The sequence below is a fragment of the Rahnella selenatireducens genome, from assembly GCF_046449555.1.
Classification (GTDB): Bacteria; Pseudomonadota; Gammaproteobacteria; order Enterobacterales; family Enterobacteriaceae; genus Rahnella; species Rahnella selenatireducens.
Genome location: NZ_JBKEZJ010000005.1, coordinates 194,714 through 221,222, shown reverse-complemented (window position 1 = coordinate 221,222; position 26,509 = coordinate 194,714). Strand labels below are relative to the sequence as shown.

Sequence of the window (26,509 nt, the reverse complement as noted above, 5' to 3'; positions counted from 1 at the left end):
ACCGAAACTTTCTCGATCCCGCCCTCACTGCAGGTGAAAAACCGATTTTAAAGCGGCCCGGGCAAACCAAGATTTGCCCGAAAATCCCCCCCGTTATAATCGGTATCCACCAACCCGCGTTTCCGTAACTCCGGTAATAACCCGTTTAAAAGCAAATCCTCCTGATCCGCCTGCCCCAATCCATGTAATGAAATCACATCCAGCACACCCGCGCGGTAGCGCTCTTCTATGGCGTCCGCCAGCGATTCCGGCGTTCCGGCGACAAACCAGTGACCGGTTTCCTGTGCCTGGATGATCAGTTCGCGCAGCGTCAGCCCCTGTAAGGCGAATCGTTTGAAGATTTCCGCACGCCCGCGACGGCGGTTGACCTGTTCGACGTCCGGCAGTAACCGCAGCGGGATCGGCTGATCCAGCGGGGAATCGCGCAGGTCTATTTCACCGCCCAGCATGTCCGCGACCTTGAGCCGCCCCTGCTGATAATCAATCCGCTCGTGCTTTTCGAACAGACGGCGCGCCACGTCTGACGGGCTTTCGCCGATGATCGAATGGAACGAGTTCATGATCAGTGGCCGGTTTTCGCGGCGACCAGACGCATCGGCGTGATGATGCACGCGCTCAACAAAGGCTTTGGCATCTTCCAGCGTCGGCTGCGAGGTGTAGATCACTTCGGCGTATTTCGCACCGAGTTTCAGCCCTTCTTCGGATTGCCCGGCCTGAAATTGTACCGGCCTGCGCTGTGGCGGCGGCGGTACGTTCAGCGGGCCCTGTACGCGGAAAAAATCCCCGTGATGATTAATCGGGTGCAGCTTACGCGGGTCAATTTTCACTGAACCGTTTTTACTGCGCGTCACCGCGTCCGGCTGATTGGCGTCAAATAAGGCATTGATGACCTGAATAAATTCCGTCGCGCGGGCGTAACGCACTTCCGGTGCGGGAAGCTGAATGTCACCGAAGTTTTCCTCACCCACCGAGGACGTCACGGCGTTCCAGCCCGCGCGGCCACCGCTGACGTGATCGAGCGTGCCAATCAGTCGTGCCAGGTTGTACGGATGCTGATAGGTGGTTGAAACGGTGGCGATCAGCCCGATTTGTGACGTCACCTGGCTGAGCGCGGCGAGTGTGACAATCGGGTCCTGACTGCCCGTTGAACCGGAAAGCCCGTCGGGATCCGCCTGCAATAAATCGGCGGTGAAAAGCGCAGTGAATTTCTCTTTCTCCGCTTTTTTGGCCAGCGCAACAGCGCGGGAAATACCGGTATCCGGGCGCGGATCATCAGAGGCGTAGATCGCACTCCCTGCCCCGGCCAGGGTTTTTAAACGTCTGCGGGATGAACTGGTCAAACTGATCTCCTTTCACGGGAAAAATAAACCTGCGTTAAAAATAGAGAACAGAGGTGATTAAGCCACGAAGAAAAAAGCATTTTATAACCCTGAATATAGATAAGCCGGGTTTTCCTGATTATTTCCTGATTGACCAAAAATAATAATTTTCCGCTAAGTCATTTATTTTCGCTGATAAGCAAATATTGTGATTTTACAACTTAGTAACCCGCCCTTAATAATTCCTTCCAGCCGCCGGTTAATAGCGCGGCATCCTTATTATTTATGCGCTTATTCAAATAATTCATGATTAATGACCTGACGGGAAATGTATGAAATCTTTTGCTGGTGTGCGTTCTCTTTCTGCTTTAACACTTCTGGTGCTTTCTTCCGGGCAGTCGCTGTATGCCGCTGAACAACCTCAGCAAGGCGGAAGCCTGACGTGGGGCGTCGAAACCGAGCCCAATACGCTGAATCCGCAGTTAAACGGGCAATCCAAAGCCGAGCTTATCCTGCGTGTTGCCTATGAATCACTGCTGGCGCGCACGCCGGACGGCGCGTATATCCCGTGGCTGGCGACCGGTTATCACGTTTCCGATGACGGCAAAACTTACACCTTCACCCTGCGCGATGACGTGAAGTTTTCCAACGGGGAAAAACTGACGTCCTCCGCCGTGGCAGAGAATTTCCGTCATGCACAGGATCCGGCGTATTGCGCAGGTTCGAGTATTTGTGCGCTGGCCGGGCGAATCGATACCATCGCCACACCGGACGAGCACACGGTTACCCTCACGCTGAAGCGGGTTTACAGCCCGTTCCTCTCGTTTGCCTCCGGCCTGAAACTGATCTCACCGTCGTCGTGGACATCGCCGCAGCTGAAAGCCGGTGGCACGGATATCGCAGGCACCGGCCCGTTCATTCTCAGGCGCTATGAGAAAGGCCAGCAGATTGAATATGTGCGCAACCCGGATTATCACTGGGCGTCAGCGAATGCCAAACATCAGGGCCCGGCGTATCTCGAAAGCGTAACGTACCGTTTCCTGCCGGAATCTTCCGTGCGCACCGGCGCGCTGCTTTCCGGTCAGGTGGATGTCATTGAAGGCGTGTCCGGCAACGATGCGGGCGAATTCAAGGACAACGCGGATTTCAGCTATCAGCACGCGCTGAACACCGGCACGCCGTATTCGCTGTTCCTGAATGTGAAATATGGCCCGACGCAGGAAGTGAAAGTGCGGCAAGCGATTTTACAGGGGCTGGATATTTCTCCGATTCTGCAATCGATTTATCGCGGCGAACGCACGCGCGTCTGGGGCATTACGTCGCCGGTTGACCCGCTGTATGACGCCAGTCTGACCGGCAAATATGGCAATAATCCAACCCTGGCGAACCAGCTTCTGGACGAAGCCGGCTGGAAAACCAAAGGCGCTGACGGCATCCGCACCAAAGACGGCAAGCCGCTGAGCATCGAAATTATTCAGGCACAGGCCACCGTGCGCGACCAGCGTGATGTCCTGTTGCAGGCCTTGCAGGCGCAGGCACGGCAGCGTCTGGGCGTGGATCTGAAAATCCGTTACGTCGATTCCGGAACCTATACCGAAGTCAGAAAAACCGGTCAGTTTGGCTCAATTGCCAACTCCAACACCGACACTGACGGCATCGATATCGAGAACCATTACCTGCCGATCAATGCCGGGGGTTCGATCAACTACAGCCGCACCGATGCACCGGAAATCATTCCGCTGCTGAAAGGCGCGTCGCAAACGCTGGATAACGCAGAACGCAAAACCTACTACGGGCAGTTGCAAAACTTTGCCGTGTTGCAGCAGGCGCTGGCGATCCCGCTTTATGAGCCAGAAGACCAGATTGCGGCGGCCTCTTACGTTCACGGCGTGGGTTTCAGACCGTTCAAACAGATGCCGGAAAACGCCTACGACGTCTGGCTGAGCAAGCATTAATCAGAAGTAAGGAGTTTTATTATGTCGGCTGAAAGTACCTTTATTCCCCCGCAGCGGCCTAACTCAGCGCCGTCATGGCGCGGTCGCGTTGTCCGGCGGTTGCTGAGCGGCGTGCTGGTGCTGTGGGCCGCGGTCACGCTGTCTTTTATCAGCGTGTATCTCGCGCCGGGCGATATCGTCAGCTTGCTGATGGGCGAACAGGTACAAACACCGGCGATTGAAGCGGCGATCCGCGCCGAATGGGGGTTGGATCAGCCCCTGTACATGCAATATCTGCACTATCTCTGGCGCGTTTTGCACGGTGATTTTGGCCGTTCTTATATGCTCAATACCGACGTCAGTTCGCTGGTGCTATCGCAGCTGTGGCCGACGCTTAAACTCACCGGTCTGGCGCTGGTCGTCAGCCTGGTGTTTGCCGTGGTGATGGCCGTCGCGACCGCACACCGTCGCTGGGGGCGACGCATTGCGGGGGGCATCGAGCTGGTTCTGGCCTCTACGCCCTCTTTCTGGCTCGGCATCGTGCTGCTGTTTATCTTCAGCTTTACGCTGCGCTGGTTCCCGGTGGCGGGCGACCGCAGTTTTTCCTCGCTGGTATTACCGGCGTTATCCCTCGGATTAGCGCAGGGCGCAGTGGTTTCTCAGGTATTGCGGCGCGGGCTGGAAGATGCGCTCGACGAACCCTTTGTGCTGACGTTGCGGGCATGGGGGCTGGGCAACCGCATTATCCGTTTACGCCACGGGCTGCGCCACGCTGCCCTGCCCGCCGTCACACTGACCGGCTGGCTGATTGGCGGTTTGCTTAGCGGCGCGGTGATCACCGAACAGGTGTTTGGCCGCCCGGGTTTGGGCAAAATCACCGTCGACGCGGTTCTGGGTAAAGACTTGCCGGTGGTGCTGGCCGTGGCGATTTTCTCCGCGCTGGTGTACGTCGTGCTGAGTACGCTGGTGGATATTTTGTATCTGTTTATCGATCCGCGCCTGCGGGATAACGGCCAGAATGACGGAGAAAACGCATGAGCCAGTTACTGATTTCAGGCCGCATGAAGCGCCGGTTTTCAACCGGTTACCTTCTCGCAGCCGTATACTTGCTGCTGGTCGCGTTGGCGGTGATTTTCCCCGCGTGGCTAACGCATTTCGACCCGCTGAACGCCGATCCGGTTAACGCGCAACTTCCGCCTTCGTCTGAACACTGGCTCGGCACCGATCAGCTCGGGCGCGACGTGCTGGCGCGCATCATTTACGGCAGCCGGTATTCCCTGCTGATCAGCCTCGCCGCGATGGCCGTGGCGGTCAGCATCGGCAGCCTGCTCGGTTTACTGGCCGGATTATTCAAAGGCCCGCTTGATGAGCTGATCAGCCGCGCCGTGGATGTGGTTTCCGCGTTCCCGGATTTACTGCTCGCACTGATGCTGATTGCGTTCACCGGCCCCGGCACCACCAATCTGATCTTCGCGCTCGGCGTTGCTTCCGTGCCGCGTTTCACCCGCGTGGTGCGGGCGCAAACCTTTGTGGTGATGTCCTCGGGTTACGTGGAGCAGGCACGCACGCTGGGCCTCAAACGCCACGTTCTGGTCTGGCGGCATGTGCTTCCGCACGCTATCGCACACGTTCCGGCGCTGGCAACGCTCGGGCTGGGCACCGCGATTATCGGCACGGCAGGTTTAAGTTTTCTCGGCATGGGGCCGCAACCGCCGACCGCAGAATGGGGGCTGATGCTGGCCGAAGGTCGTAATTATCTGCGTAATGCGTGGTGGATTGGCGTCTGGCCGGGCGTGGCGATCACCCTGACCGTGATTTCTGTGAACACGCTTGGCCGCTACTGGCAGGCCACTTTTGAAGGGAAACAGCCATGAGCGACGAACTGTTTATTGATATCCGCAATCTTTCGATCTCCTTTCCCTCAGCCGACGGTGAAAAACCGACGGTCAGCGGTCTGAACTTACAGCTTAAACGCGGGGAATCCATCGCATTCGTCGGGGAGTCCGGTTCAGGGAAAACCGTCACCGCCCGCAGCCTGCTGGGGTTACAGGATGCCAAAGCGAATATCACCGCAGACCGTTTTGTGATCGACGGGCAGGATATGCTCGGCGCCAGCCAGCGCCGCTGGCGAAAAATTCGTGGCAGCAAAATTGGCTATGTCTTGCAGGATGCGCTGGTGTCGCTCGACCCGCTGCGCCGCATCAGTCAGCAACTGCGCGATGCGTTACAGGCGAACCGCGCCGGTAAACCGCACGAGCTGCATCCGCAAAGCATTTCGCTGCTCAAATCGGTGGGTATTCCGGACGCTGAAAACCGGCTGACGGCGTATCCGCATCAGCTTTCCGGCGGGCTTCGTCAGCGTGTGCTAATTGCCACCGCGCTGGCCGGGAAACCCGGTTTGCTGATTGCCGATGAACCGACCACGGCGCTGGATATGACGGTGCAGAAGCAGATTCTGGATCTGCTGCAACTGCGTCGCGACCGGGGTGAAAGCCTGCTGCTGATCAGCCACGACCTTTCTGTCGTCGGGCAACTCGCCGACCGGATCCTGGTCATGCATCAGGGCAAAGTGGTGGAAGAAGGCACGGGCGAAAAACTGCTGAGCACACCGGATCACCCGTATACCCGCCAGCTGCTCGCCGCCATTCCCGGCCCTGCCACGCGCGGGCTGAAACTCTCCGGGCAGAGCGGCAGACCGCTACCCGCCAAAAATATCGTCAGCGGCGAACCGGTGCTGGACGTGCGCAATCTGAGCAAACATTACGCGAACAAAGCCGTGGTTAACCACGTCAGCCTGACGCTGGCGGCGGGTGAAACGTTGGGGATTGTGGGTGAATCCGGTTCGGGGAAAACCACGCTGGCCAGAATGGTGCTCGGTCTGACTGAACCCAGTTCCGGCACGATTACTATTCAGGGGCAGCGCTGGAGTCAGATCCCCGAATCCATCCGCAGGCTGCAACGCCGCGGGATTCAGCTGATCGCACAAGATCCGCTCAGCTCTTTTGATCCGCGTTATAACGTGGAAAAAATCATCGGAGAAAGCCTCGATAGTGTGGGCATTTTTGGCGATGAACGACGTCGCCGCATCCTTCAGTTGCTCGATGAAGTGCAGCTCGGCGAAGGATTTTTGCGGCGTTATCCGCGCGAACTTTCCGGCGGTCAGCGCCAGCGTGTTGCGATCGCCCGCGCTTTTGCCCCGAATCCTGCATTACTCGTGGCCGACGAACCGGTGAGCGCGCTGGACGTTTCCGTGCAGGCGCAGGTGCTGGATTTACTGGCCGAGATGCAGGCAGAACACCGCACCGCGCTGCTGTTTATTTCGCACGATCTCGGCGTGGTCCATCACCTGGCAGACAGGGTGATGGTGATGAAAGACGGCAGCGTGGTCGAGCACGGACAGGTCGATGACGTCTTCCACCGCCCTGCTCATCCGTGGACCCAAAAGCTGATTAATGCCCTGCCGGTGGTGAGTTCAAACCGGCAAACGGCGGCAGCGTTTTAAACACAGTTCAGACAAGCCGCTTGCCGTCTTTATCCACCACACGTTCGCCGTCTTCTTTGGTGAACGCGCCTTTCTGCGCATCCGGAAGAATATCCAGAACCTTCTCTGACGGGCGGCACAGCGCGGCCCCGAGCGGCGTCACCACTACCGGGCGGTTCATCAGGATTGGATACAAAAGTATCGCGTCAATAAGCTGCGCATCGGTGAAGTCCGGATTATCCAGCCCGAGTTCGCCGTAAGGCGCGGTGTTAACGCGCAGCAGTTCTCTGACAGAAATGCCCATCGCGGCAATCAGTTTCACCAGTTCTTCACGCGAAGGCGGCGTTTCCAGATACAGAATGATCTCAGGCTCAGCGCCGCTGTTGCGGATCAGTTCCAGCGTATTACGCGATGTGCCGCAAGCCGGATTATGGTAGATCGTTATATTGCTCATTTTTCAGGACTCATTGGAGGATTAATACTGTTTCCGCGTGAAATCACATTCACTAAAACATATTTTTTTGGCATCAGCACGCAGAAGAAACCGCGTGACTGAATTGACTTCGGACTTCTTAATGCTCGCATTTCCACGCTGTATCGATCATAGCGACTGCCCAGGCGGGCACATGTGGAGATAAACAGTAATGCACCCATTTACTTTCACGGCGATCAATGACCCGTTCCGCCTCGCTCAACAGTGCCATGTGCCTGGATATTTTGGGCTGTGATTCGCCAGTTACGGTACAGAGTTCGCAAATACACATCTCTCTTGAATGGGGTAAAAGCAGCACCCACCCAGAAATCCCATTACGGCAGTTCGTACTCACAACCTGATCAACATGCACAGGCGGCTAAAACCCTCAATAGTAAAGCTGTCGGTCGCTTACTGGCTGCAGGCGGTGTCTACAATGGAAACTTAGAAGGCTACGCCAAAACAGCTCAGCAACTCGGTGGAGATGCCCCGGCGGGTTACGATCAAGTTCTGAACGAAACAACAGCAGGATCGGCTATTGCTGTCGTTTCTGTAGCAGCCGGGCTAGGACTCGGCCGGTTAGGTGCAGCAAGTGAAATTGGTCAGTTGGAGAGGTTTGTTCCACCGCCAAAAATTAACGGTTTCACAATTGAACAATTATCCGATGGTGCAAAAATATTGGATAAAGGCGATTTGACTCAAGCAGGTCGTGCGCTTCAGAAGCACGGAGGACGTGTAGGTAGCGTATTCCCATCAGTTAAAGGCAATACGTTAGCAATCAACGAGCAAGGGCAAAGCATTGTAGATAACATTTTAAACGATACTGGTAAAACAGTCCTTCAGAGCAATACTGGCCGATTTGGTCAAGTCACTGATATTATTGCGACAGATGGTCGAGGTTTGCGCTATGACCTCGAAGGGAAACTAATTGGATTCTTGGAGCCACCGAAATGAGCAAGTTAACCGCACAACTGGCCAGCGTGCCAGACAGAGAAAACGTTGTTTATGAAATCTATTCTGATTCAGATCAAGTGGCTGAAGTATCTAATGAGCCTGATACCGGTATCCGAATTGAAATTTTCCCATGCACCAATTCGAACGGGATTTGGAGTTTTGATTTCAATGAGTTTTATACACTCATTGAACAAGCAAGAATGAATATCACCATTTAACCGCCAACATCCACCGGGCGACTTTGTATCTGACTCTCTACAGGTCTGAAAGGAAAGCCATCAGGAACTCTCTGCCCGTGTGAATCAGGCGAAAATCTGAGATTTCACAGATGGCTTTATGGCCTGTTACGCCCGCGATGCCTGACGGCGTTTAATCGATTTGCCCGCAACATAGGCCAGCGATGCGCACAGCAGGTAATACATCAGGCCGACAAACAGGAAGATTTCCGCCGGGTAGATTTGCACCCGGTTATTCACCTGCCCCGCGACGGTGGTCAGCTCCGGCACATTGACGATAAACGCCAGCGAGGTGTCCTTCACCAGCGAAATCAGCAACCCGAGATACGACGGCAACAGGTTCGGCCACGCCTGCGGCAGCAGGACATTGAGCAAAACCTGGCTGTAACTCATGCCGGACGCAATCCCCGCTTCGGTTTGCCCGCGCGGCAGTGAATCCAGCCCGGCCAGCGTGGAGTGCATCACCGCCGCCGAGGTAAACCAGGCAAGTGCGATAATCACCGTCAGCGGGCCGGGGATCGAGCCGCCAAACACCACCGGCAGCAGGAAATACAGCCAGAAAATCACAAAAATAAGCGGGATGCCGCGAATAAACGACGCCCACAGAAACAGCAATTTTCGCGTCCAGCCACCGAAACGCCAGGCTAAAGCTGCCATTGCGACGCCCAGCACTAACGCGAGCACGCCAGCTGAAACAGCCATGATCAGCGTAAGTAAAACGCCCCCCGGTTCGCCGTCGGCCAGTCTTCCCCACAACATGTAGGTGAAGTTATCGTGCAGAATCGACCAGTCAAATTCCATCATTCACCTCCGCCTTCTGCGCAGCCTGCGGCCTTTGTTGCGGGCGTTTCGGGCCAAATACCGTCATCAACCCACCAAGGATCATCCCCAGCGCCAGATACAGCAACGTGCCGACCGCAAAACCTTCAAAGGCGTGCGCGTTGTAACTTTCAATCTGACTGACCTGATACGTCAGCTCGGAAAATCCGATGCCGGTCGCCAGCGAGGAAAGCTTCATCAGGTTGAGATATTGCCCGGTAATCGGCTGCCACGCGTTGGTCAGCGCCTGCGGTAACAGGATCGAAAGCAGCAGCGTTTTACGGCTGAAACCCTGTGAAATCGCGGCTTCGGTCTGACCTTTCGGCACGGAATTCAGCCCCGCCTGCACTTCTTCCACCAGAAACGCGGCGGTGAATAATCCCAGCCCCCACGCGGCACACAAAAATTCCGGCGTGAGCCACGCGATATTGCCGGGGAAAACCGCCCACGCGTGGGTATCGCCGATGTAAAAACGCCAGCTTTGCGGCAGCGCGCCGTACGCGGCGAAATACCAGAAAAGCAGCTGAACCAGCAGCGGCGTGTTGCGGAAAACCGACACAAACGCCGCTACCGCGCCACGCGCCAGACGCGAATGACTCAGGCGCAGCGCAATCAGCAACACCACCAGAAGCGTCGCCAGCACACTGCCCGCAATACTGACGTAAAGCGTGGTGAGAAAGCCGGAAATAATCCACTGCAAAGGCTGGCCGGTGAGCACGCCAGCCCAGTCGGGATGCCAGATCATTGCCCCGCTCCTGTTTCAGGATGCAGCGGAAACAGGACTTTTTGCAGAAAACGCTGCGCACGCGGATGCTGCGGCCGCAGGAAGAAATCCTCCGGTTCCGCCTGTTCCAGGATCTCGCCGCCGTCCATGAAAATCACCCGGTCGGCAATTTCACGGGCAAAACTCATTTCGTGCGTCACCACAATCATCGTGATGCCGCTTTTCGCCAGTTCCTGCATCACCAGCAGGACTTCGCCGATCATCTCCGGATCCAGCGCCGACGTCGGCTCATCGAACAAAATGATGTCCGGATCCGTCACCAGCGCCCGGGCAATCGCCACGCGCTGCTGCTGTCCGCCGGAAAGTTGCTCGGGATAATGCTGCGCTTTGTCCTGCAAACCGACGCGGGTCAGGAGTGTCAGCGCCTTCTCTCGTGCATCACTTTTCTTCCAGCCGTGCACTTTAATCAGCGCGAGGCTGACGTTGTCCTGTGCGGTCAGATGGGCGTACAGGTTGAACTGCTGAAACACAAAGCCGATGTGCGTACGTAATTCGCGTAACGCCGGTCCGTTCAGGCCGCGCGTCGGTTTGTTGTGGATGAGAATTTCGCCATCAGTGACGGTTTCCAGCTGATTAATCAGGCGGATGAGCGTGGACTTCCCTGAGCCGGACGGCCCGCAGACCGCCACCACATCACCGCTGGCGACGCTCAGACTGACATTCCGGATCACAAGGTGATGACCGAAAGATTTACTGACCTGACGAAATTCGACCGCCGTGGTTTTCGCGGCGTTTGAATGTGAAAAAACCGCAGACGTCGCTGCGGTTGATAAGGTGTCTTGCTGCATGTGCATTACCTTGCATAAAGCGGATTATTTGGCTTCAATCTTAAACAGACGTGGCTGCGGAGATTTTGTCTGCGGGCCAAACCAGACGTTATAAATGCTTACCGCCTGACCGTTTTTCTCCAGATTTAGCAACTCGTCATTTACCACTTTCAGCAGGCTGGTTTCGCCTTTTTTCACGCCAACGCCAATCTCTTCTTTGCTCAGTAATTCAGGCAAGACTTTGTATTTTGCCTTGTCCGGCGCGCCATCCAGCAAACCGGCCAGAATGGTGCTGTCCTGTGTTATCGCCTGCACGTTGCCGTTACGCAGCGCAGAAAGCGCCAGAGGAATATCGTCGTAAGACAACACGCGCGATTGCGGGAAGCGGTTATGCAATTCCTGCTCGCCGGTGGTGCCTTTCACCGCGCCGATACGCGCCGTAGCATAGGCATCGAGTTTATCCGGTGAATTGGCCGGCACCAGGAACTGCTGGCCGGTCACGAAATAAGGAATGGAGAAATCGACCACTTTCGCGCGTTCCGGCGTGATGGTGATATCCGCCACAATCAGATCGGCTTTGCCGGACTGCAATAAAGGAATACGGTTCGCCGGATTCGTCGGCACCAGTTGTAGTTTCACACCCAGCGTTTTCGCCAGCGCTTTCGCAAAATCAACGTCATAACCGACGATATCGTGCGTTTTGGCATCCACAGAACCGAACGGTGGATTGGAATCAAACGTGGCCACTTTCACCACGCCGGCTTTCTTTATATCAGCCAACTGATCCGCATGGGCTGCAAAAGTTGAGACTGCGCTGAGCGCCAGAAACAGACCGGCGGAAACAACGCTTTTATTGAATTTATTTTTGATTACTGAAGAAGCAGCCATAGTTTTTCCTTATAAGTCGTCTTAAGAGGGCTCGCGCCCTAAATTTATAATCTGGCAGGTAAATAACGTTTTTGTTTTGTAGGTCAGAGAATTGCATATAGGAACGGGCGACTGCCACTAACAAAAAAGGATATAGATGGATGATTAATGCATAAGGGTTGGATCTGCCCACTGGGGCGCATATCTGTTCAAAGTATGGGCTCGCCGCCCAAACTGGCTTCAGGTCAAAATCAAGACCTTGGGTTGCCACACAAACTGGCCTCAAGGAGCGCCTGTCGCCGCGCCCGTTGAGGATCCCGGGCTCTTTAACTGCGTGCTACCGCTTGATGGCTATGTTTCAGGTACCGCTGCTATTGCCGCGAAAACTTGCCGCTACGCGGTTCCCTTACTCGGTTTCGAGCCATAGGTCTCGAAACGCTTCGCTCGGCAAGCTTTCTGAAAGCGGCCGGAGGCTTATCTAAATTCAAAGGCATTTTGAATAACAATTAGTGGTGAGGTTACGAATTAGAAAGTTATTGGCCGCTTTCAAAAATCACGCCAAAGCGAGAGGTGGAAAACCGCGTATCTGTTCGCGCGGTTTGTAACCCGAGTGCAGGGAACCGCGCAGCGGCGGGATTTTGCGGCAATAACCGGAGTCTCTGAAACATAGCCAGCGAGCGACAGCGCGCAGTTAGAAAAGCGCAGAGTCCAGAGACCCGCGCGTTACCGGGTCTTTGGTCGGTGTGGGCCGACGCCCACGACCTTGATTTTGATTTTGATTTTGACCGAAGAGCCAGTTTGAGCAGCGAGCTCAAGGTCTTCAGGCCCGTTTGGGTGGCCAAAACCCATAAAAAAAAGCGTCCTGTTAGCGCTCAGCCACCTGAACGCTAACGGACGCCTTCATCCGTAATCTCTCTGTACTGACGTATTTCACTCATGTCATAAAAGCTAATGCAGCTTGTATGCCAACTTCACAGCTATAACAAATTCAAAACCTTAGCCACAAAAGACTTTCATACTGGCGATTTTTTGCACCAAAAATGTCCGTTATGCCCTGCCGGAAGGCAAAAATTCCCCCCCAGCCCGTAACCAAAATAAGATCACAATTCCATGGAAGGGATTTTCATTGAAATCGTCATTTTTATTCTGCCTCGCACTTCCCTGTGCAGCATGTTGAAGGGTTATTTCATTCGCGTTAAGCGGCGGACCAGATCCATTTCAGCGCGACGGAACGGAATACCGTATTCGTCCAGCACGTCGTGGAACCATAAATGGGCGTAATCGTGATTGCCCTTGCGCACAACCGGCCACGGCAGTGTGGTCTGGGTTTTTCCGCGCACCAGCCCCCACTGATAACACCCGGCGTTGAAGGCGCTGAACAGCGGCAACTGCTCTTCGAAAACGCTGCCGACGTGGCGCGCCAGCCATTCGGTACACAGCATCGGGCGGTTGAATTTCTGCCAGAAACGCAGCGCGTGTAAGAGTTTTGGCGTGGCGACGTAAGCGTGAAAACTGATGACATCAGACAGTTTTGCCGCCGCGACATCAATCGGGTGCGTGAAAAACTCACTTTCCGGCTGTTCCGGATCCTGCGAGAAATGCCACGCACCGACGGTCAGCGGTTGCTGCGGATTTTCCTCACGCGCCCAGACAAACGCCTTTTGCATCAGTTCCAGCGCGAAAACTTCCAGTTTTTCGTCATACAGCACTTCTTCCAGACCGGTCGCAAACGTGCCGCGATTCCCCGGCTCGTTGTACAAATCCCAGATAGCGATGCGGGCGTCAGTGCGAAAATGGCGGATGATGTCGCGCACATAATCCTCAACCTGCGGCCATATTTCGCGGTTACACACCACATCGCGCCCCGGACTCGCCGCCGCCTGGCTGTTATGTTTTCCTGGCTCCGGCGCTTTTTGCGGCCCGAGATACGGCTCGTCGCCGGAAAAACCGCAATCGTCCATCAGCGTCAGCATCACTTTTATCTGGTGGCGCGCCGCGATATCCAGGAACTGGTCGATACGCGCCAGCAAACCTTCACGATCATCCTGCCAGACGATAAACGGCAAATTGGTGCGCAACTGGTTGTAACCCGCATCGTGCGCCCAGCCCAGCTCCTGATCGATAGTCGCCGCATCGAAGGTCTCTCGCTGCCAGAGATCTGTCCAGTTCACCGCCGTGCGCGGTAAGTAATTGAATCCGCACATCCACCCCTGCTTTTTGATCCACTGCGCCGCCTGCTGTTCATTCCATTGCTCTTTCATCGTTTATCCTCGCGTTATTGACCATTAACTAATATTATTAGCTAATTTTTATTACCTGACTGACATTGCAGCAAATTCGTCATGCGGGTTCTGCTGTTGAGATCACACTCTTTTTAGCCAGACTGCGGGGTGGCCGGGCAAAAAAGACCGCTGTGATATAGTGAAAAAGGAGTGATACATGGCAGACGGGAAAAGGGAAATGGAGAAAAAAAACAAAGTCACGATGAGTGATATTGCGCGGGAAGCCGGGGTTTCGCAGGCGACCGTTTCACTGATTTTAAACAATTCACGTTCTGTCAAACTCAGCGAAGAAACGCGTCAGCGGGTATTCAATACCGCGCTTTCGTTGGGTTACAAAAAAATACCTGCACCGCATAATGACAACGGACAGGAAGAAATTGCGCTGCTGGTCAACGCCATGCCGAGCTATGACCCGTTCGTTGATGCGCTGAGTGAAGCGCGTGAAGCCGCCTGGCGGCAAAATACCCTGCTCACCGTCTATGATTACGGCGATGATGCCGAACTCGCGGTGCGGATTATTTCTCAACTGAATCAGCGCCGTTGTTCCGGGATTATCATTGCCTCTCCGGTGACGCAGGCGATTGATTTTGCCCCTTTTGCTCACCAGACGCCGTTACCTGTCGTCCTGCTGAACGTCTACGATCGTGCTTATCCGCTGCTGCCCACATTTTTGCCGGACGACCGCGCAAACGCTTTGCAAATTACCCGACATCTTATCGATCAGGGCGCCACGCGCATTGCGCATATCATGGGGGATCACTGGATGGAAGCGTGCGAAATGCGACTCGAAGGTTACCGGGAGGCCCTGATACAAGCGGGCATGAAACCCGACGATCGGCTGGTGCAGGCCACCAACTGGTCACTCAATGAAACCTATCGCGCGACGCTGCAGCTAATGGATCAGCCCGAACCGCCGGATGCGATTTTCTGCTCCAGCGACTGGATGACCATCGGTTGTTATCAGGCGCTGACCGAACTGCATCTGCGAATTCCGCAGGACATTCTGGTCGCCGGATACGACGATCAGCGCATCACCGATCAGATGACGCCCAAACTCACCAGCGTCCAGTTGCCGTATAACGAATTAGGCCGGATGGCGGTGGAATATTTGTGCTCTGGCGAAGATGCCGCCACGCGGGTCATTATGGCGGGGAAACTGAAGGTTCGGGCGAGTACGGTCAGGTAATACAACCTGACCGCCCTGAGTACAAACTACCCCAAATCTCCCCCGTTACTGGCTATCACTTTCTTGTACCAGTAAAACGATTTCTTACGGGTTCTTTCCAGCGTGCCGTTGCCGCTGTCGTCGCGGTCGACGAAGACGAAGCCGTAGCGTTTGCTCATTTCGCCGGTGGAGGCGGAAACCAGATCGATGCAACCCCACGAGGTGTAGCCAATCACCGGAATGCCGTCGGCGATGGCTTCGCCCATCGCACTGATATGTTCACGCAAATAGCTGATGCGGTAATCATCGACGATTTCGCCTTGCGCGTTGAATTCATCTTTTGCGCCGAGGCCGTTTTCCACCAGGAATAACGGTTTCTGGTAGCGGTCGTACATCATGTTCATGGTGATGCGCAGCCCGAGCGGGTCAATGCCCCAGCCCCATTCACTGGCTTCGATGTACGGGTTTTTCAGTGATTTTACAATGTTCGCCGCGCTGCTGTTGTTGTCGTTCATGTCAGCGGACGCACAGCGCGAGGCGTAATAACTGAAGGAGACGAAATCGACGGTATTTTTGAGGATGTCGTCATCGCCGGGCTGTTTGTCGATGACAATACCTTTTTCAGCGAATACGCGGCGGGTGTAGGACGGATAAGCGCCGCGCGCCTGAACGTCGATAAAGAACAGGTTTTCGCGGTCCTTTTGCAGCGCCGCCCAGACATCTTCCGGCTTGCAGGTGCGCGGATAGAAATTGCCGCCCGCCAGCATGCAGCCGACCTGATTTTCCGGGTTCACTTCATGGGCTATTTTCGTGGCCAGTGCGCTGGCAATCAGCTCATGATGCGCGGCCTGATATTTCACCTGCTCCTGATTTTCGCCCTCTTCGAACACTAAACCCGCGCCGGAGAACGGGCTGTGCAGCAGGATATTGATTTCATTAAAGGTCAGCCAGTATTTCACCAGCCCGTCGAACGCCTCAAAACAGGTGCGCGCATAACGGGCGAAAAACTCGACCATTTTGCGGTTACGCCACGAACCGTATTCAATCACCAGATGCATCGGCACATCGAAGTGGCAAAGCGTCACCAGGGGTTCGATGCCGTATTTTTTGCATTCGGCAAACACGTCGCGGTAGAACGCGATGCCTTCCGCATTTGGCGTTAACTCATCGCCGTTGGGATACAGACGGCTCCAGGCGATTGAGGTGCGGAATACGGTGAAGCCCATTTCGGCCATCAGCGCGATGTCTTCTTTATAACGATGATAGAAATCAATCGCCTGATGACTCGGGTAAAACTCTGTTGCGTCCAGGCGGAAGCGCTTTTCCTGACCGGTTTTTACCGCCAGCCGGTGCGCACCGTGCGGGATCATGTCGACCGTCGTCAGGCCTTTGCCGCCTTCAAAACTGGCACCTTCGGCCTGGTTTGCGGCAATCGCGCCGCCCCATAAAAAGCCGTCAGGAAATAAGGATGCTGCCATGAATTACTTCTCCTTTAATGTGAACGCGCTGCGTTGGGTGCCACCGGCAACGGCGCAGGCGTGGTGATCTCTGCCGTTTTGCCCTCTTTCGGCGTCACGGTTTCCACGGGAATATCTTCAAATCCGAGTAGCAGGGTGATGACAAACGAGAGCACCACCGCGAGGATCATGACACCCGCCACCCAGACAATGGTCATCGGATTGGACGGGTCGAAGAACTGGACGCTGGTAAACAGCCCCGGCGACGCCATCGAATGGCTGGCGAGACCGCCTAAACCGGCAACGCCACCGCAGATAAAACCACTGATCAAGCAGGCGATGAGCGGACGTTTGAGCCGCAGCGCCACGCCGTAAAGCGCAGGTTCCGAGATCCCGGCCACAATCGCGGAAGCCGCTGCCGCTAGCGCGGTCTGGCGCAGTTCCGGGTTTTTCGTCCGCCACGCCACGGCCAGCGATGAACCGCCCAGTGACAGGTTTGCGCCGATTTCTGACGGCATCACCATGCCTTCTTTTCCGGTTTCCGCAATGGTCTGAATGATGGTCGGCGTGAACACGCGGTGCATGCCGGTCATCACCAGCAGCGGCCAGGCCGCGCCCATAATCGCCACCGACAGCCAGCCGAGATAGCTGTGAACGGTGTACACCACGGCGGAAATACCGGTACCTATCCAGATCCCCAGCGGCCCGATCAGCACGATGGCGATCGGTGCAGCAATCAGCATGATCAGCATCGGCTTGAGGAAGTTTTTGGTGACGACCGGCGTAATGCGATCGACCCATTTTTCAATGTAAGACAGCAGCCACGTCATGCACAGCGCGGGGATCACGGTGTAGGTGTATTTCACCGCCGTGACGGAAATGCCAATGAACTCGACTTTCTGCCCCTGCGCGGCTTTCGCCATCAGGTCGATAAACGCCGGATGTACCAGGATCCCGGCAATCGCAATCGCCAGTGACATATTGGTTTTGAATTTCACCGCCGCCGACGCCGCCACCATCACCGGCAGGAAGAAGAACGCACCGTCACCGATGGTATTGAGGATCACCAGCGTCGAAGCGCCCTTTTCAAACACGCCACTCATGTCCAGGATCATCGCCAGCAGTTTCACCATCGAACCGCCGATAATCGCCGGGATCAGCGGTGACATGGTGCCAATCAGCGCATCGAGAATTCCTGCGCCAATCCGTTTGAGCGTAATTTTGTTTTTGGCGGGCGCATCATCGCTGGCCGCCGCAAAGCCTTCCGGCAGCAGTTTCAGCACTTCGGCGTAAGCCTGTGACACGTTGTTGCCGATGATCACCTGGCACTGTTTTTCATTGCGCACCACGCCCATCACGCCGGTGATAGATTTGAGTGCCGCCGCGTCCACGACGGATTCGTCGTTCAGCACGAAGCGCAGGCGCGTCATGCAGTGCGTCACCGCCGCCACGTTGTCCGCGCCGCCAATGGCATCGACGATTGACCTGGAAATTGCTTCAAAATTCTTAGCCATGAGCGATAACTCTCTCGGATTCATAGGGTTATATATAATTATCTTTCCGGGAAGCCTTTTTTATGAAACGTAGCGGGCTTTTTCCGAAACAGTAGGTAACCGGTTTCATACGAGAATGTTCAGTTCTTCTTCTGACTTCAATAAATAAATACAACACCGTTTCATTTTTGTGATGACGATCTCCCTGCGCAGTGAAATCGTCTCAGGACGCGTGGAATGTGTAGAATGGCGAATAATTTTTCTCATCCAGAAGGTGCCTGATGTCGACAATGCAGGAAGTGGCAGCCAAAGCGGGCGTCTCGAAAGCCACGGTTTCCCGTGTGCTTTCCGGCAAAGGTTATGTAAGCCAGGAAACTAAAGATCAGGTCTATAAAGCCATTGAGGAAGCGGGTTACAGGCCCAATTTACTGGCAAGAAATCTGGCGACCAGCAAATCAATGTGCATCGGGCTGGTGGTGACGAATACGTTGTATAACGGGCATTATTTCAGCGAGTTAATTTCTCAGGCCGCGAAAAAACTCGATGCCAACGGACGCCAGCTGATTCTGGTGGATGGCAAACACAGCGCCGAAGAAGAACAGGATGCCATTCAGTTTTTGCACGATTTACGCTGCGACGGCATTATTATTTATCCGCGCTTTTTATCGGTCGATGAAATGGATTTTCTCATCGAAAAATATAAAAAACCGGTGATGGTCGTGAACCGCAAATTACGTAAACATCAGAGTCACTGTATTTATTGCGACCATAAAGGGTCGAGTTTTAATGCCACGCAGGCGCTTATTGAACGCGGACATCGGGATATTGCGTTTATTACCGGTTCTATGGATTCTCCGACCGCCATTGAGCGGCTTTCCGGCTATCGCGACGCGATGACGGCATCCGGTTTGCCAGTGGAAGAATCGCTGATCGTGCAGGGAAAATGGTCTCCGGCCAGCGGCGCGACAGCGGTGGAAACGTTGTTGTCGTCCGGGCAACCCTTCAGCGCCCTGCTTGCCAGTAACGATGAAATGGCGATTGGTGCAATGAAGCAGCTCAGCACTGCCGGAATTGCCGTGCCTGCGCAAGTTTCGGTGATCGGGTTTGATAATATTCCGACCGCGCCATTTCTTATTCCGGCACTGTCGAGCGTGAAGGATCCGGTCAGCGATATGGTCAGCGAAGTGATCAGCCAGATTATCGCCATGCTCGATGGCGGTTATTTATCCGGTCAGAACAAATTTTCATCCGACCTTATTCTGCGCGAGTCAGTGACCGACGGCCCTTATAAAGTTGTACAGTAATTCACGGGAATATTCCGGGGCGCTTGCAGAAAATACCGGAAGCGCCCTGCATTTCCCTCAGCTTTACGTAAACGCAGTTTAAATTTTCCGTTAAACCTCCTTTATTAAGCCTTATCCGAATTGTCGTTTTCCCGTTTGCCCCGCAAAGTCTGTGTGTTATCAGAAAACACCGTCAAAACGGGAACGAGGAATACAATGATTAAGTCAGGAATGGTTGTTCTGTGTGCGTTGCTGGCGACCGCCAGCCTGAGTGCTTACGCTGAAGGTCCGCAAAACGGGCCGGTCAGTCAGCCGCAGCCGGTCCATAAAGTTCACAAGCCTGTCGTGAAACACGAAAAACCGCATCATCAGGTCAAACCTGCGCCGGTTCATCATAAAGCGAAACCAAAACCACCGGTGAAGCACGAACCAAAACCGCAACGTCCGTAACCAAAATTTAACAGGCCGCCATAGTTTGCGGCCTTTTTATTTAACACATTGGATCCCCTCATATTTCCCTTAGCTTTTTATGCTATTTCTCTAAAGTTATCTGCCCGGCGTGCCGATACCTTATCTGGCTATTAAAACCCAAAAGCACAATTTCACTTAAGTCCGATCTTTTAGCTAAAAACGCTTAAATTTAAGCATGTTAGAAGCAAAATTTGGCGAACTAAGAATTATCTTATGCTAACGTTTCATGAGCACATCACAGCAAAAATGCGCCGGGACAGGCGCACTATTTCGCCGGACTCTGATTTGGACGGACCCCGCGCAGAGGCGGCAGGCTACCAGGCAAAAAAAATGAGCGAAGATTCTGATGTACTGTATCGGTTGCTGGTCCAACGCGTAGAAGACTACGCGATCTATATGCTGACACCGGACGGCACGATTGCGAACTGGAACGCCGGGGCGCAGCGGGCCAAAGGCTATACGCCTGAAGAAGTGGTGGGTAAGCATTTCTCCTGCTTTTACACCGAAGAAGATAAAAAAAGTGGCTGGCCGCAACACGGTCTGGAGACCGCGCGCTCAACGGGGCGCTATGAATCTGAGGGCTGGCGACAGCGCAAAGACGGTTCGCGCTTCTGGGCACATATAATTATTGAAGCCCTGCGTGAAGCCGGTGAAATCATTGGTTTCGCCAAGATCACCCGTGATGTGACCGAAAGACGTGAAACCGAAAAGGAATTGCTGAAAGCCAAAGAACTGGCCGAAACCAACAGCGAACAGCTCTCTTCGCTGTCGCAATTTCTGAATACGGTGATCGCAAATATTCCTTCTTCCGTCATCGTCGAAAATGCCGTTTCACGTGAAATTCTGCTGGTTAACCGTCAGGCAGAACGTCTGCTGGGAATTTCGCGTGAGAAAATGCTCGGCAAGCGACCGCAGGATTGTATGGGGATCGGGCTCAGCAATTTTATTAATAAGCAGTCAGACGAATGTCTGCGCGCTGAAGGTGTGCATAAAAGCGAGCAACAGTTGCTCACGGCACTCGGCGACAGGACGTTGCAAACCACCAGCTCAGTGATCCGCGGACACGATCCGCAGACCAGTTACGTAATGATGATTGCTGACGACGTCACCGATCAGCAGGCCGCACATGCGCGCATTCATCACATGGCGCACCACGATAATCTGACCAGCCTGCCCAACCGCATTCTTTTCAGCCAGCGTCTTAACGAAGCTTTGCAGCGCGACAGCTATACGCACAGCCACACTGCCACGCTGTGTCTGGATCTGGATAACTTCAAAAACGTGAATGACGCGCTCGGCCATCAGGTCGGCGATGAGCTGCTGCGGGCGATTTCCAAGCGCCTGCGGATGACACTGCGCGATGACGACACGCTGGCGCGCATCGGTGGCGACGAGTTTGCCGTGGTGCTGCCCGGCCTGAAAGATATCTCCGCTGCGCATCAGATTTCCAAGCGCCTGATTGAATCCGTGCGTCCGCCGGTCATTATCGACGGTCACTCGCTCTCTGTCGGCCTGAGTATCGGCATCGCACTGGCGGATTCCATCGAGAACACGCCGGATCAGCTGCTTCGTTGCGCGGACATGGCGCTCTACGAAGCCAAACGTAATGGCCGCAACCGATACGAAGATTTCCGTATTGAAATGGACGCCGCCGCTCGTAAACGCCGTGTGGTCGAGATGGATTTGCGCGATGCCATTACCTGCAATCAGCTGCGTCTTTACTACCAGCCGATTACCGACGCCAAACACGATTCGGTGATAGGTTATGAGGCGCTGATGCGCTGGCATCACCCGCAAAACGGGCTGATCATGCCGGTGGATTTCATTCCTATCGCCGAAGAAACGGGCCTGATTCACAGCCTTGGATCCTTTGCGCTGCATGAAGCCTGCCGCGAAGCCACGACATGGAAGGGATCGCAAACTGTTGCCGTCAACCTTTCACCAATTCAGTTCAAGAACAGCGGGCTGGTTTCTGTGGTGGAATCCGCACTGGAAGCGTCCGGGTTGGATCCTTCGCGTCTGGAAGTAGAAATTACCGAATCTGTGCTGCTTGACAATACGCTGGGCAATATCGATACCCTGCGAAAACTGAAGGCACTGGGCGTACGTATCGCGCTGGATGATTTCGGCACCGGTTATTCCTCGCTGAGTTACCTGCGCTCGTTCCCGTTCGACAAAATCAAAATCGACCGGTCGTTCATCAACGATATGCAAGATAGCCGCGAAGCGTTGGCGATCATCCGCGCCATCACCGGCATGAGCCGCAGTCTGGATATTCAGACCACCGCAGAAGGCGTCGAAACCCCCGAGCAGTTCATGCGTCTTAAAGAAGAAGGTTGTAGTTTGTTCCAGGGATATTATTTTGGACGGCCTCAGCCCTCAGAATCTCGCCTGACCGGGTTTACACCTCTCTGATGATAGGTATTAAACACGATTAGCGGGAGGAGTCATCGGGGGATAAAGGTTTCATTATTGGGTTAATTCTGGCGATTGGTTTCCACTTGCCATAAGGGCTGGATCGAGAAGATTTCGTTTTCTCATCTGCGGTGATCGTTCAGCAGCTGTTTTGCCCCTCCCCCTGCGAAGGGTGAGGTTCGGAGGGGGTTTTGCAGGCCGCGAAGCCACTAAAACCAACACCCCATCCCGGCCTTCCCCTCGTGAGAGGGGAAGGAGCAAACCAAATTAGTCTGCACGATTCTCCCTAACATCTTTCTTTTTATTCGGCATACGTATTTCAGCTCCCGTGCTGGCAAATGCATCCCATTTTTTGAATTTGACAAAGACATTCCCGGATGTTCCAAATGTCTGAATGAGTTAAAAAATGCCAGTCGCCGCGAGGGCGTAATGCGTTCACCGCTTCTTAAGGAATAATGATGTCTGAGAATTACGATTTTAACGTCGCTTATCCTACCCTGCGCCCGACGATGATGGGAGCCAATGCGGTCTGCGCTTCTCAACCGCTGGCAGCACAGGCCGGGATGAAAATGCTGATGCTCGGCGGAAACGCTGCCGATGCGGCCATCGCCACCGCCATCGCGCTGACCGTGCTGGAACCCAGCGGTAACGGCGTGGGCAGCGACGCTTTTGCGATTATCTGGGACGGCAAGAAAGCCCACGGCCTGAACGCATCGGGCCGCTCACCGGCGGCGTGGACGCCGGAATATTTCGCATCCAAAGGCCATGAAGCCGTGCCGACCTATGGCTGGGACGCCGTCACCGTGCCCGGCGCAGTCTCCGGCTGGGTGGCGGTGGCAAAACGTTTTGGCACCCTGCCGCTGACCACGCTGGCACAACCGGCGATCGACTATGCCCGCAATGGTTTCCCGGTGTCGCCGCTGATTGGCCGCCTGTGGGAAATCGCGGTGAAAAAATTGAGCAACCAGCCGGGTTTCAGCGCCTGTTTTGCGCCTGAAGGCCGTGCGCCAAAAATCGGCGAAATCTTCCGTAATCCTCAGCTGGCCGACACGCTGGAACTGATCGCCAAAACCGAAGGCGGAGCGTTCTACCGCGGCGAACTGGCCGATATAATGATCGCCCACAGCCGGGAATTTGGCGGTGCGATGACGCACGCTGATCTGGCGAATCACAAAGCCGACTGGGTGGAAACGCTGCAACAATCCTTCGCGGGCGGTTCGGTTCACGAACTGCCGCCAAACGGTCAGGGCATTGCCACGCTGATTGCGCTGGGCATTCTCGATAAGCTTAACATCGGCGATAAACCGGTGGATTCCGTCGAAACCACGCATCTGTGCATCGAAGCGATGAAACTGGCGCTGGCCGATTTGGATCAGCACGTCACCGACAACGACCACATGCAGTTCGACCCACAACTGTTCCTGAACGATGCTTATCTGGAAGAGCGTGCGCGCCTGATTGACCGCACGAAAGCCAGCGACGTGACCTACGGCGCACCGCGTCCGGGCGGCACGGTTTACCTCACCGCCGCCGATTCCAGCGGCATGATGGTGTCATTTATTCAGTCCAACTACATGGGTTTCGGTTCCGGCGTTGTCGTACCGGGAACCGGTATCAGTATGCAAAACCGGGGTTGCGGCTTCACGCTCGATCCGCAGCATGCCAACTGCGTCGCGCCAAATAAGCGCACGCTGCACACCATTATTCCGGCATTTGCGCAGGACGGCGAAGGCAAACCGCTGATGTCCTTCGGCCTGATGGGCGGCCCGATGCAGGCGCAGGGGCATTTGCAACTGGCGCTGCGCATAATGCTGTACAAACAAAATCCGCAGGCCGCCATCGATGCGCCGCGCTGGCGGATTAACGGTGGCCGCCAGGTCGCGATGGAAGCCACTTGTGACCACAATACGCTGGCGGCGCTGCGCGCAATGGGGCATGAGCTGATTGTCGAAGATCCACTTAGCGGCCATTCGTTCGGCGGTGCGCAGGTGATTGTGGCAAATCCGGCGGGCGGGTATCTGGCGGGGACAGAATCCCGCAAGGACGGACAAGCGTTGGTGATGTGATTTGCAGGAAGCCGCTGCAAACAGGCTGCTTTTGAGGCGAGCTTGTGATTTTAGTTTTTCACTTGCAGTGAAGCGCCAGAACGATGATCGAGAAAATTTCGGTTTTTCAATAACGGTGATCGCCTAACTCTCCGCGCCGAAACTGACCAGAGACCCGCGCGTTACCGGGTCTTTGGTCGGTGTGGGCCGACGCCCACGACCTTGAAGTTGAAGTTGAAGTTGAAGTTGAATTTCCCCCTTGATCCCACATCCTCTGTGATGCCCCTTCCAAATTTCACCTAAACAAATGTAATTCGACGCAGGTTGTTTAAAAATTTGAAACGCCGTTCTATAAATGGAGTGTTGCGTTTTTCGCACTTTCATATGGAGAACAAATCTATGAGCCGTCCACTGTTTTATGGCGTAATCCCGCCGGTTTCGACCATCCTGAAAGAGAACGAGCAGCTTGATCGCCAGGGAATGGCGCGTCTGATTGATTTCGCCATTGAAGGCGGCGTTAACGGTCTGTTTTTCCTCGGCAGTGCGGGGGAATTTGCGCATATGTCCCGCGAACTGCGGCATGAAGTCGCTGAATTTTGCACCAGACACGTCGCCGGACGCGTGCCTGTGCTGATTGGCGCGGCGCATCCCGGGACGGCGGAAACGCTGGCGTTTGCACAACACGCCAAAAGTGTCGGCGCGGACGGCGTGGTGGTGGTGAATCCGTATTACAACCCGATCACAGAAGAAGCACTGTACCTGCACTACAAAACCATTGCCGAAAACGCCGGGCTGCCGGTGGTGATGTACAACTATCCGGGGCTGACCGGTCAGTCGATTCCCGTGAGTCTGATTAAACGCCTGGCGCTGGATTGCCCGAATATTGTCGGCCTGAAAGATACCGTCGACAGCCTGAACCATATCCGCGAAACGCTGGCGGCGGTGAAACCGGTGCGACCGGATTTCGCGGTGTTCTCCGGCTATGACGAATACCTGTTCGGCACGCTGATCCTCGGCGGTGACGGCGCTATTCCCGCCAGCGCAAACTTTGCGCCACAGCTCACCTGCGGCATTTACCGCGCGTTCAGAGAGAATGATTTCGCCACCGCCGTTGAACTGCAACAGCGCCTGTCGTTCCTGCCGCCGCTGTATTCGCTGGATACGCCGATTTACAACGTCATCAAATACGCCATCTCGCAGGTCGGTATCGACGTGCCGGTTTATTCGCTGAAACCGGCCTTACCGCTGAGCGGTGATAAGCAGAAGATCGTCCGTGACATCCTCAGGCAGGCAGGCGTCCTGCACTGATTGCAAGCACCGCCCTCCTCCCTCTGCAACGAGGGAGGAAAATCCCCAACAAATCTAAATCGAAATCATTACTATTCCGCTTTAATATTCGCTACTCTATCCGCATGATTTATCGAACCGAATCTCTTTCATAACGTCATGATGCAAACACTTCTCGACAGTTTCCGCGATACGCCTGTGAGCTGGGTGGCCGATACATTTAAGCCACTGACGCCGCTGGTCACCAACGCGGTGCCGATGTCACAGCTGACTACCGCAGAAGGCTGTGGTCTTGTGCTGAAACGCTATCTGGATGCCAATGCCGGCGACGCCGCGCAGTGCGACAAACGCCGCGCGCGCATTTCGATGTGGTCACAATGGTATTTCGCCACCCTGCTGCCAAGCTGGGTGATTGTGTCCTTGCGCCACGGCTGGCAGCTGCCGATCGCCGCTGAAAACGTCTATCTGTGCATGCAGGAAGAAGGCTTACCGGCGCAGATTTATCTGGATGGTGAAGGCGCAGCGCTGACTTCACAGGAACCGATGGCGCGGTTTGACGTGATGATCGAGCAGCAGCTGCGCCCGATTTGCGAAGCACTGGCAGAATTCTCCGGCCTGAAACCGGGCATTTACTGGAGCAATGCGGCCATCCGCGTCGGCTGGGGTGTGAAACAGGCCGAACTGGTCGATGCTGATATTTCTGACGGCATGACGCTGATGGAATCGCGCGAGCTGCGCTACGGCGGCAAAAATCCTTTATTTCAGCCAATGCGCGCAGAAAACCCCGCGGATCCCGACAGCCCGCAATACCGTAAACAGTGCTGCCTGCGCTACGATCTGGAAGACCATGCGATGTGCCCTTCCTGCCCGTTATTGCTAGCAGAGCGTAAATCCGGCAAAAGACGCAAAACCGTCGCGGAGTAATTTGCTGATGCGCCAGCTACTTACCAAACGGTAATAAGTTAAGCGTAAAAAATG

General features: G+C 54.9%; 23 protein-coding genes. 13 read left to right on the top strand and 10 right to left on the bottom strand.

What is annotated here, in order from left to right; translation table 11 throughout:
• Nucleotides 1–47 precede the first annotated feature (47 nt).
• Nucleotides 48–1,340, bottom strand: coding sequence for an NtaA/DmoA family FMN-dependent monooxygenase (locus ACLBVC_RS10815; RefSeq protein WP_410149590.1), 1,293 nt, complete (start codon nt 1,338–1,340; stop codon nt 48–50).
• A 311-nt stretch (nt 1,341–1,651) separates the two neighbouring features.
• Between ACLBVC_RS10815 and ACLBVC_RS10810 the strand changes: the two genes are divergently transcribed.
• Genes ACLBVC_RS10810 through ACLBVC_RS10795 form a run of 4 tightly spaced genes read left to right on the top strand, consistent with a single transcriptional unit; the run spans nt 1,652 to nt 6,755 of the window.
• On the top strand, nt 1,652–3,274 hold the full coding sequence (locus tag ACLBVC_RS10810) for an ABC transporter substrate-binding protein (protein ID WP_410149589.1): 1,623 nt from the start codon (nt 1,652–1,654) through the stop codon (nt 3,272–3,274).
• A 21-nt stretch (nt 3,275–3,295) separates the two neighbouring features.
• The gene (locus ACLBVC_RS10805) at nt 3,296–4,291 is read left to right on the top strand and encodes an ABC transporter permease (protein WP_410149588.1); all 996 of its coding nucleotides are present in this window, start codon (nt 3,296–3,298) and stop codon (nt 4,289–4,291) included.
• Between the two features lie 23 nt (nt 4,292–4,314).
• Nucleotides 4,315–5,127 carry an ABC transporter permease gene (locus ACLBVC_RS10800; protein ID WP_410149701.1) on the top strand — a complete coding sequence of 271 codons (813 nt, stop codon included), beginning with the start codon at nt 4,315–4,317 and terminating at the stop codon, nt 5,125–5,127.
• The gene (locus tag ACLBVC_RS10795) at nt 5,124–6,755 is read left to right on the top strand and encodes a dipeptide ABC transporter ATP-binding protein (protein WP_410149587.1); all 1,632 of its coding nucleotides are present in this window, start codon (nt 5,124–5,126) and stop codon (nt 6,753–6,755) included. The genes ACLBVC_RS10800 and ACLBVC_RS10795 overlap by 4 nt, the downstream gene beginning before the upstream one ends.
• A 7-nt stretch (nt 6,756–6,762) precedes the next feature.
• On the opposite strand, the gene arsC is transcribed toward ACLBVC_RS10795, so the two are convergent.
• Together arsC and ACLBVC_RS10785 are read right to left on the bottom strand one after the other, a co-directional pair.
• Nucleotides 6,763–7,188 (bottom strand): glutaredoxin-dependent arsenate reductase, encoded by a 426-nt coding sequence (gene arsC, locus ACLBVC_RS10790; RefSeq protein ID WP_410149586.1) that lies wholly within the window; start codon nt 7,186–7,188, stop codon nt 6,763–6,765.
• Nucleotides 7,189–7,306: 118 nt separating this feature from the next.
• On the bottom strand, nt 7,307–7,561 hold the full coding sequence (locus ACLBVC_RS10785; RefSeq protein WP_410149585.1) for a metalloregulator ArsR/SmtB family transcription factor: 255 nt from the start codon (nt 7,559–7,561) through the stop codon (nt 7,307–7,309).
• On the opposite strand from ACLBVC_RS10785, the gene ACLBVC_RS10780 reads away from it, so the two are divergent.
• Complete coding sequence (locus ACLBVC_RS10780; RefSeq protein ID WP_410149708.1) at nt 7,459–8,160, top strand: hypothetical protein; 702 nt, start codon at nt 7,459–7,461, stop codon at nt 8,158–8,160. The genes ACLBVC_RS10785 and ACLBVC_RS10780 overlap by 103 nt on opposite strands.
• Nucleotides 8,157–8,378 carry a hypothetical protein gene (locus ACLBVC_RS10775; protein WP_410149584.1) on the top strand — a complete coding sequence of 74 codons (222 nt, stop codon included), beginning with the start codon at nt 8,157–8,159 and terminating at the stop codon, nt 8,376–8,378. Before ACLBVC_RS10780 ends, ACLBVC_RS10775 begins: the two co-directional genes overlap by 4 nt.
• A gap of 126 nt (nt 8,379–8,504) precedes the next feature.
• Here ACLBVC_RS10775 and ACLBVC_RS10770 read toward each other — a convergent pair whose 3' ends face one another.
• From ACLBVC_RS10770 to ACLBVC_RS10750, 5 genes are all read right to left on the bottom strand, one after another.
• Nucleotides 8,505–9,197, bottom strand: coding sequence for an amino acid ABC transporter permease (locus ACLBVC_RS10770; protein ID WP_410149700.1), 693 nt, complete (start codon nt 9,195–9,197; stop codon nt 8,505–8,507).
• Nucleotides 9,187–9,960 (bottom strand): amino acid ABC transporter permease, encoded by a 774-nt coding sequence (locus ACLBVC_RS10765; RefSeq protein WP_410149583.1) that lies wholly within the window; start codon nt 9,958–9,960, stop codon nt 9,187–9,189. Before ACLBVC_RS10765 ends, ACLBVC_RS10770 begins: the two co-directional genes overlap by 11 nt.
• On the bottom strand, nt 9,957–10,787 hold the full coding sequence (locus ACLBVC_RS10760) for an amino acid ABC transporter ATP-binding protein (protein WP_410149582.1): 831 nt from the start codon (nt 10,785–10,787) through the stop codon (nt 9,957–9,959). Before ACLBVC_RS10760 ends, ACLBVC_RS10765 begins: the two co-directional genes overlap by 4 nt.
• A 24-nt stretch (nt 10,788–10,811) precedes the next feature.
• Nucleotides 10,812–11,654 carry an ABC transporter substrate-binding protein gene (locus tag ACLBVC_RS10755; RefSeq protein WP_195824673.1) on the bottom strand — a complete coding sequence of 281 codons (843 nt, stop codon included), beginning with the start codon at nt 11,652–11,654 and terminating at the stop codon, nt 10,812–10,814.
• A 1,160-nt stretch (nt 11,655–12,814) separates the two neighbouring features.
• Complete coding sequence (locus tag ACLBVC_RS10750) at nt 12,815–13,894, bottom strand: cellulase family glycosylhydrolase (RefSeq protein ID WP_410149581.1); 1,080 nt, start codon at nt 13,892–13,894, stop codon at nt 12,815–12,817.
• A gap of 199 nt (nt 13,895–14,093) precedes the next feature.
• Between ACLBVC_RS10750 and ACLBVC_RS10745 the strand changes: the two genes are divergently transcribed.
• Nucleotides 14,094–15,101, top strand: coding sequence for a LacI family DNA-binding transcriptional regulator (locus tag ACLBVC_RS10745; RefSeq protein ID WP_410149699.1), 1,008 nt, complete (start codon nt 14,094–14,096; stop codon nt 15,099–15,101).
• 26 nt (nt 15,102–15,127) lie between these two features.
• Here ACLBVC_RS10745 and ACLBVC_RS10740 read toward each other — a convergent pair whose 3' ends face one another.
• Together ACLBVC_RS10740 and ascF are read right to left on the bottom strand one after the other, a co-directional pair.
• Nucleotides 15,128–16,558 carry a 6-phospho-beta-glucosidase gene (locus tag ACLBVC_RS10740; RefSeq protein ID WP_410149580.1) on the bottom strand — a complete coding sequence of 477 codons (1,431 nt, stop codon included), beginning with the start codon at nt 16,556–16,558 and terminating at the stop codon, nt 15,128–15,130.
• 14 nt (nt 16,559–16,572) lie between these two features.
• The gene (gene ascF, locus ACLBVC_RS10735) at nt 16,573–18,051 is read right to left on the bottom strand and encodes a PTS cellobiose/arbutin/salicin transporter subunit IIBC (RefSeq protein WP_410149579.1); all 1,479 of its coding nucleotides are present in this window, start codon (nt 18,049–18,051) and stop codon (nt 16,573–16,575) included.
• 260 nt (nt 18,052–18,311) lie between these two features.
• On the opposite strand from ascF, the gene ACLBVC_RS10730 reads away from it, so the two are divergent.
• From ACLBVC_RS10730 to fhuF, 6 genes are all read left to right on the top strand, one after another.
• Nucleotides 18,312–19,334 carry a LacI family DNA-binding transcriptional regulator gene (locus tag ACLBVC_RS10730; RefSeq protein ID WP_410149578.1) on the top strand — a complete coding sequence of 341 codons (1,023 nt, stop codon included), beginning with the start codon at nt 18,312–18,314 and terminating at the stop codon, nt 19,332–19,334.
• Nucleotides 19,335–19,529: 195 nt separating this feature from the next.
• Complete coding sequence (locus tag ACLBVC_RS10725) at nt 19,530–19,763, top strand: hypothetical protein (RefSeq protein WP_410149577.1); 234 nt, start codon at nt 19,530–19,532, stop codon at nt 19,761–19,763.
• 351 nt (nt 19,764–20,114) lie between these two features.
• Nucleotides 20,115–22,199, top strand: a complete 2,085-nt coding sequence (locus ACLBVC_RS10720) for a sensor domain-containing protein (RefSeq protein WP_410149576.1) — start codon at nt 20,115–20,117, stop codon at nt 22,197–22,199.
• 458 nt (nt 22,200–22,657) lie between these two features.
• Nucleotides 22,658–24,265 (top strand): gamma-glutamyltransferase family protein, encoded by a 1,608-nt coding sequence (locus ACLBVC_RS10715; protein ID WP_410149575.1) that lies wholly within the window; start codon nt 22,658–22,660, stop codon nt 24,263–24,265.
• 378 nt (nt 24,266–24,643) lie between these two features.
• Nucleotides 24,644–25,552, top strand: a complete 909-nt coding sequence (locus tag ACLBVC_RS10710; RefSeq protein ID WP_410149574.1) for a dihydrodipicolinate synthase family protein — start codon at nt 24,644–24,646, stop codon at nt 25,550–25,552.
• Between the two features lie 138 nt (nt 25,553–25,690).
• Complete coding sequence (gene fhuF / locus ACLBVC_RS10705) at nt 25,691–26,455, top strand: siderophore-iron reductase FhuF (RefSeq protein ID WP_410149573.1); 765 nt, start codon at nt 25,691–25,693, stop codon at nt 26,453–26,455.
• Nucleotides 26,456–26,509 lie beyond the last annotated feature (54 nt).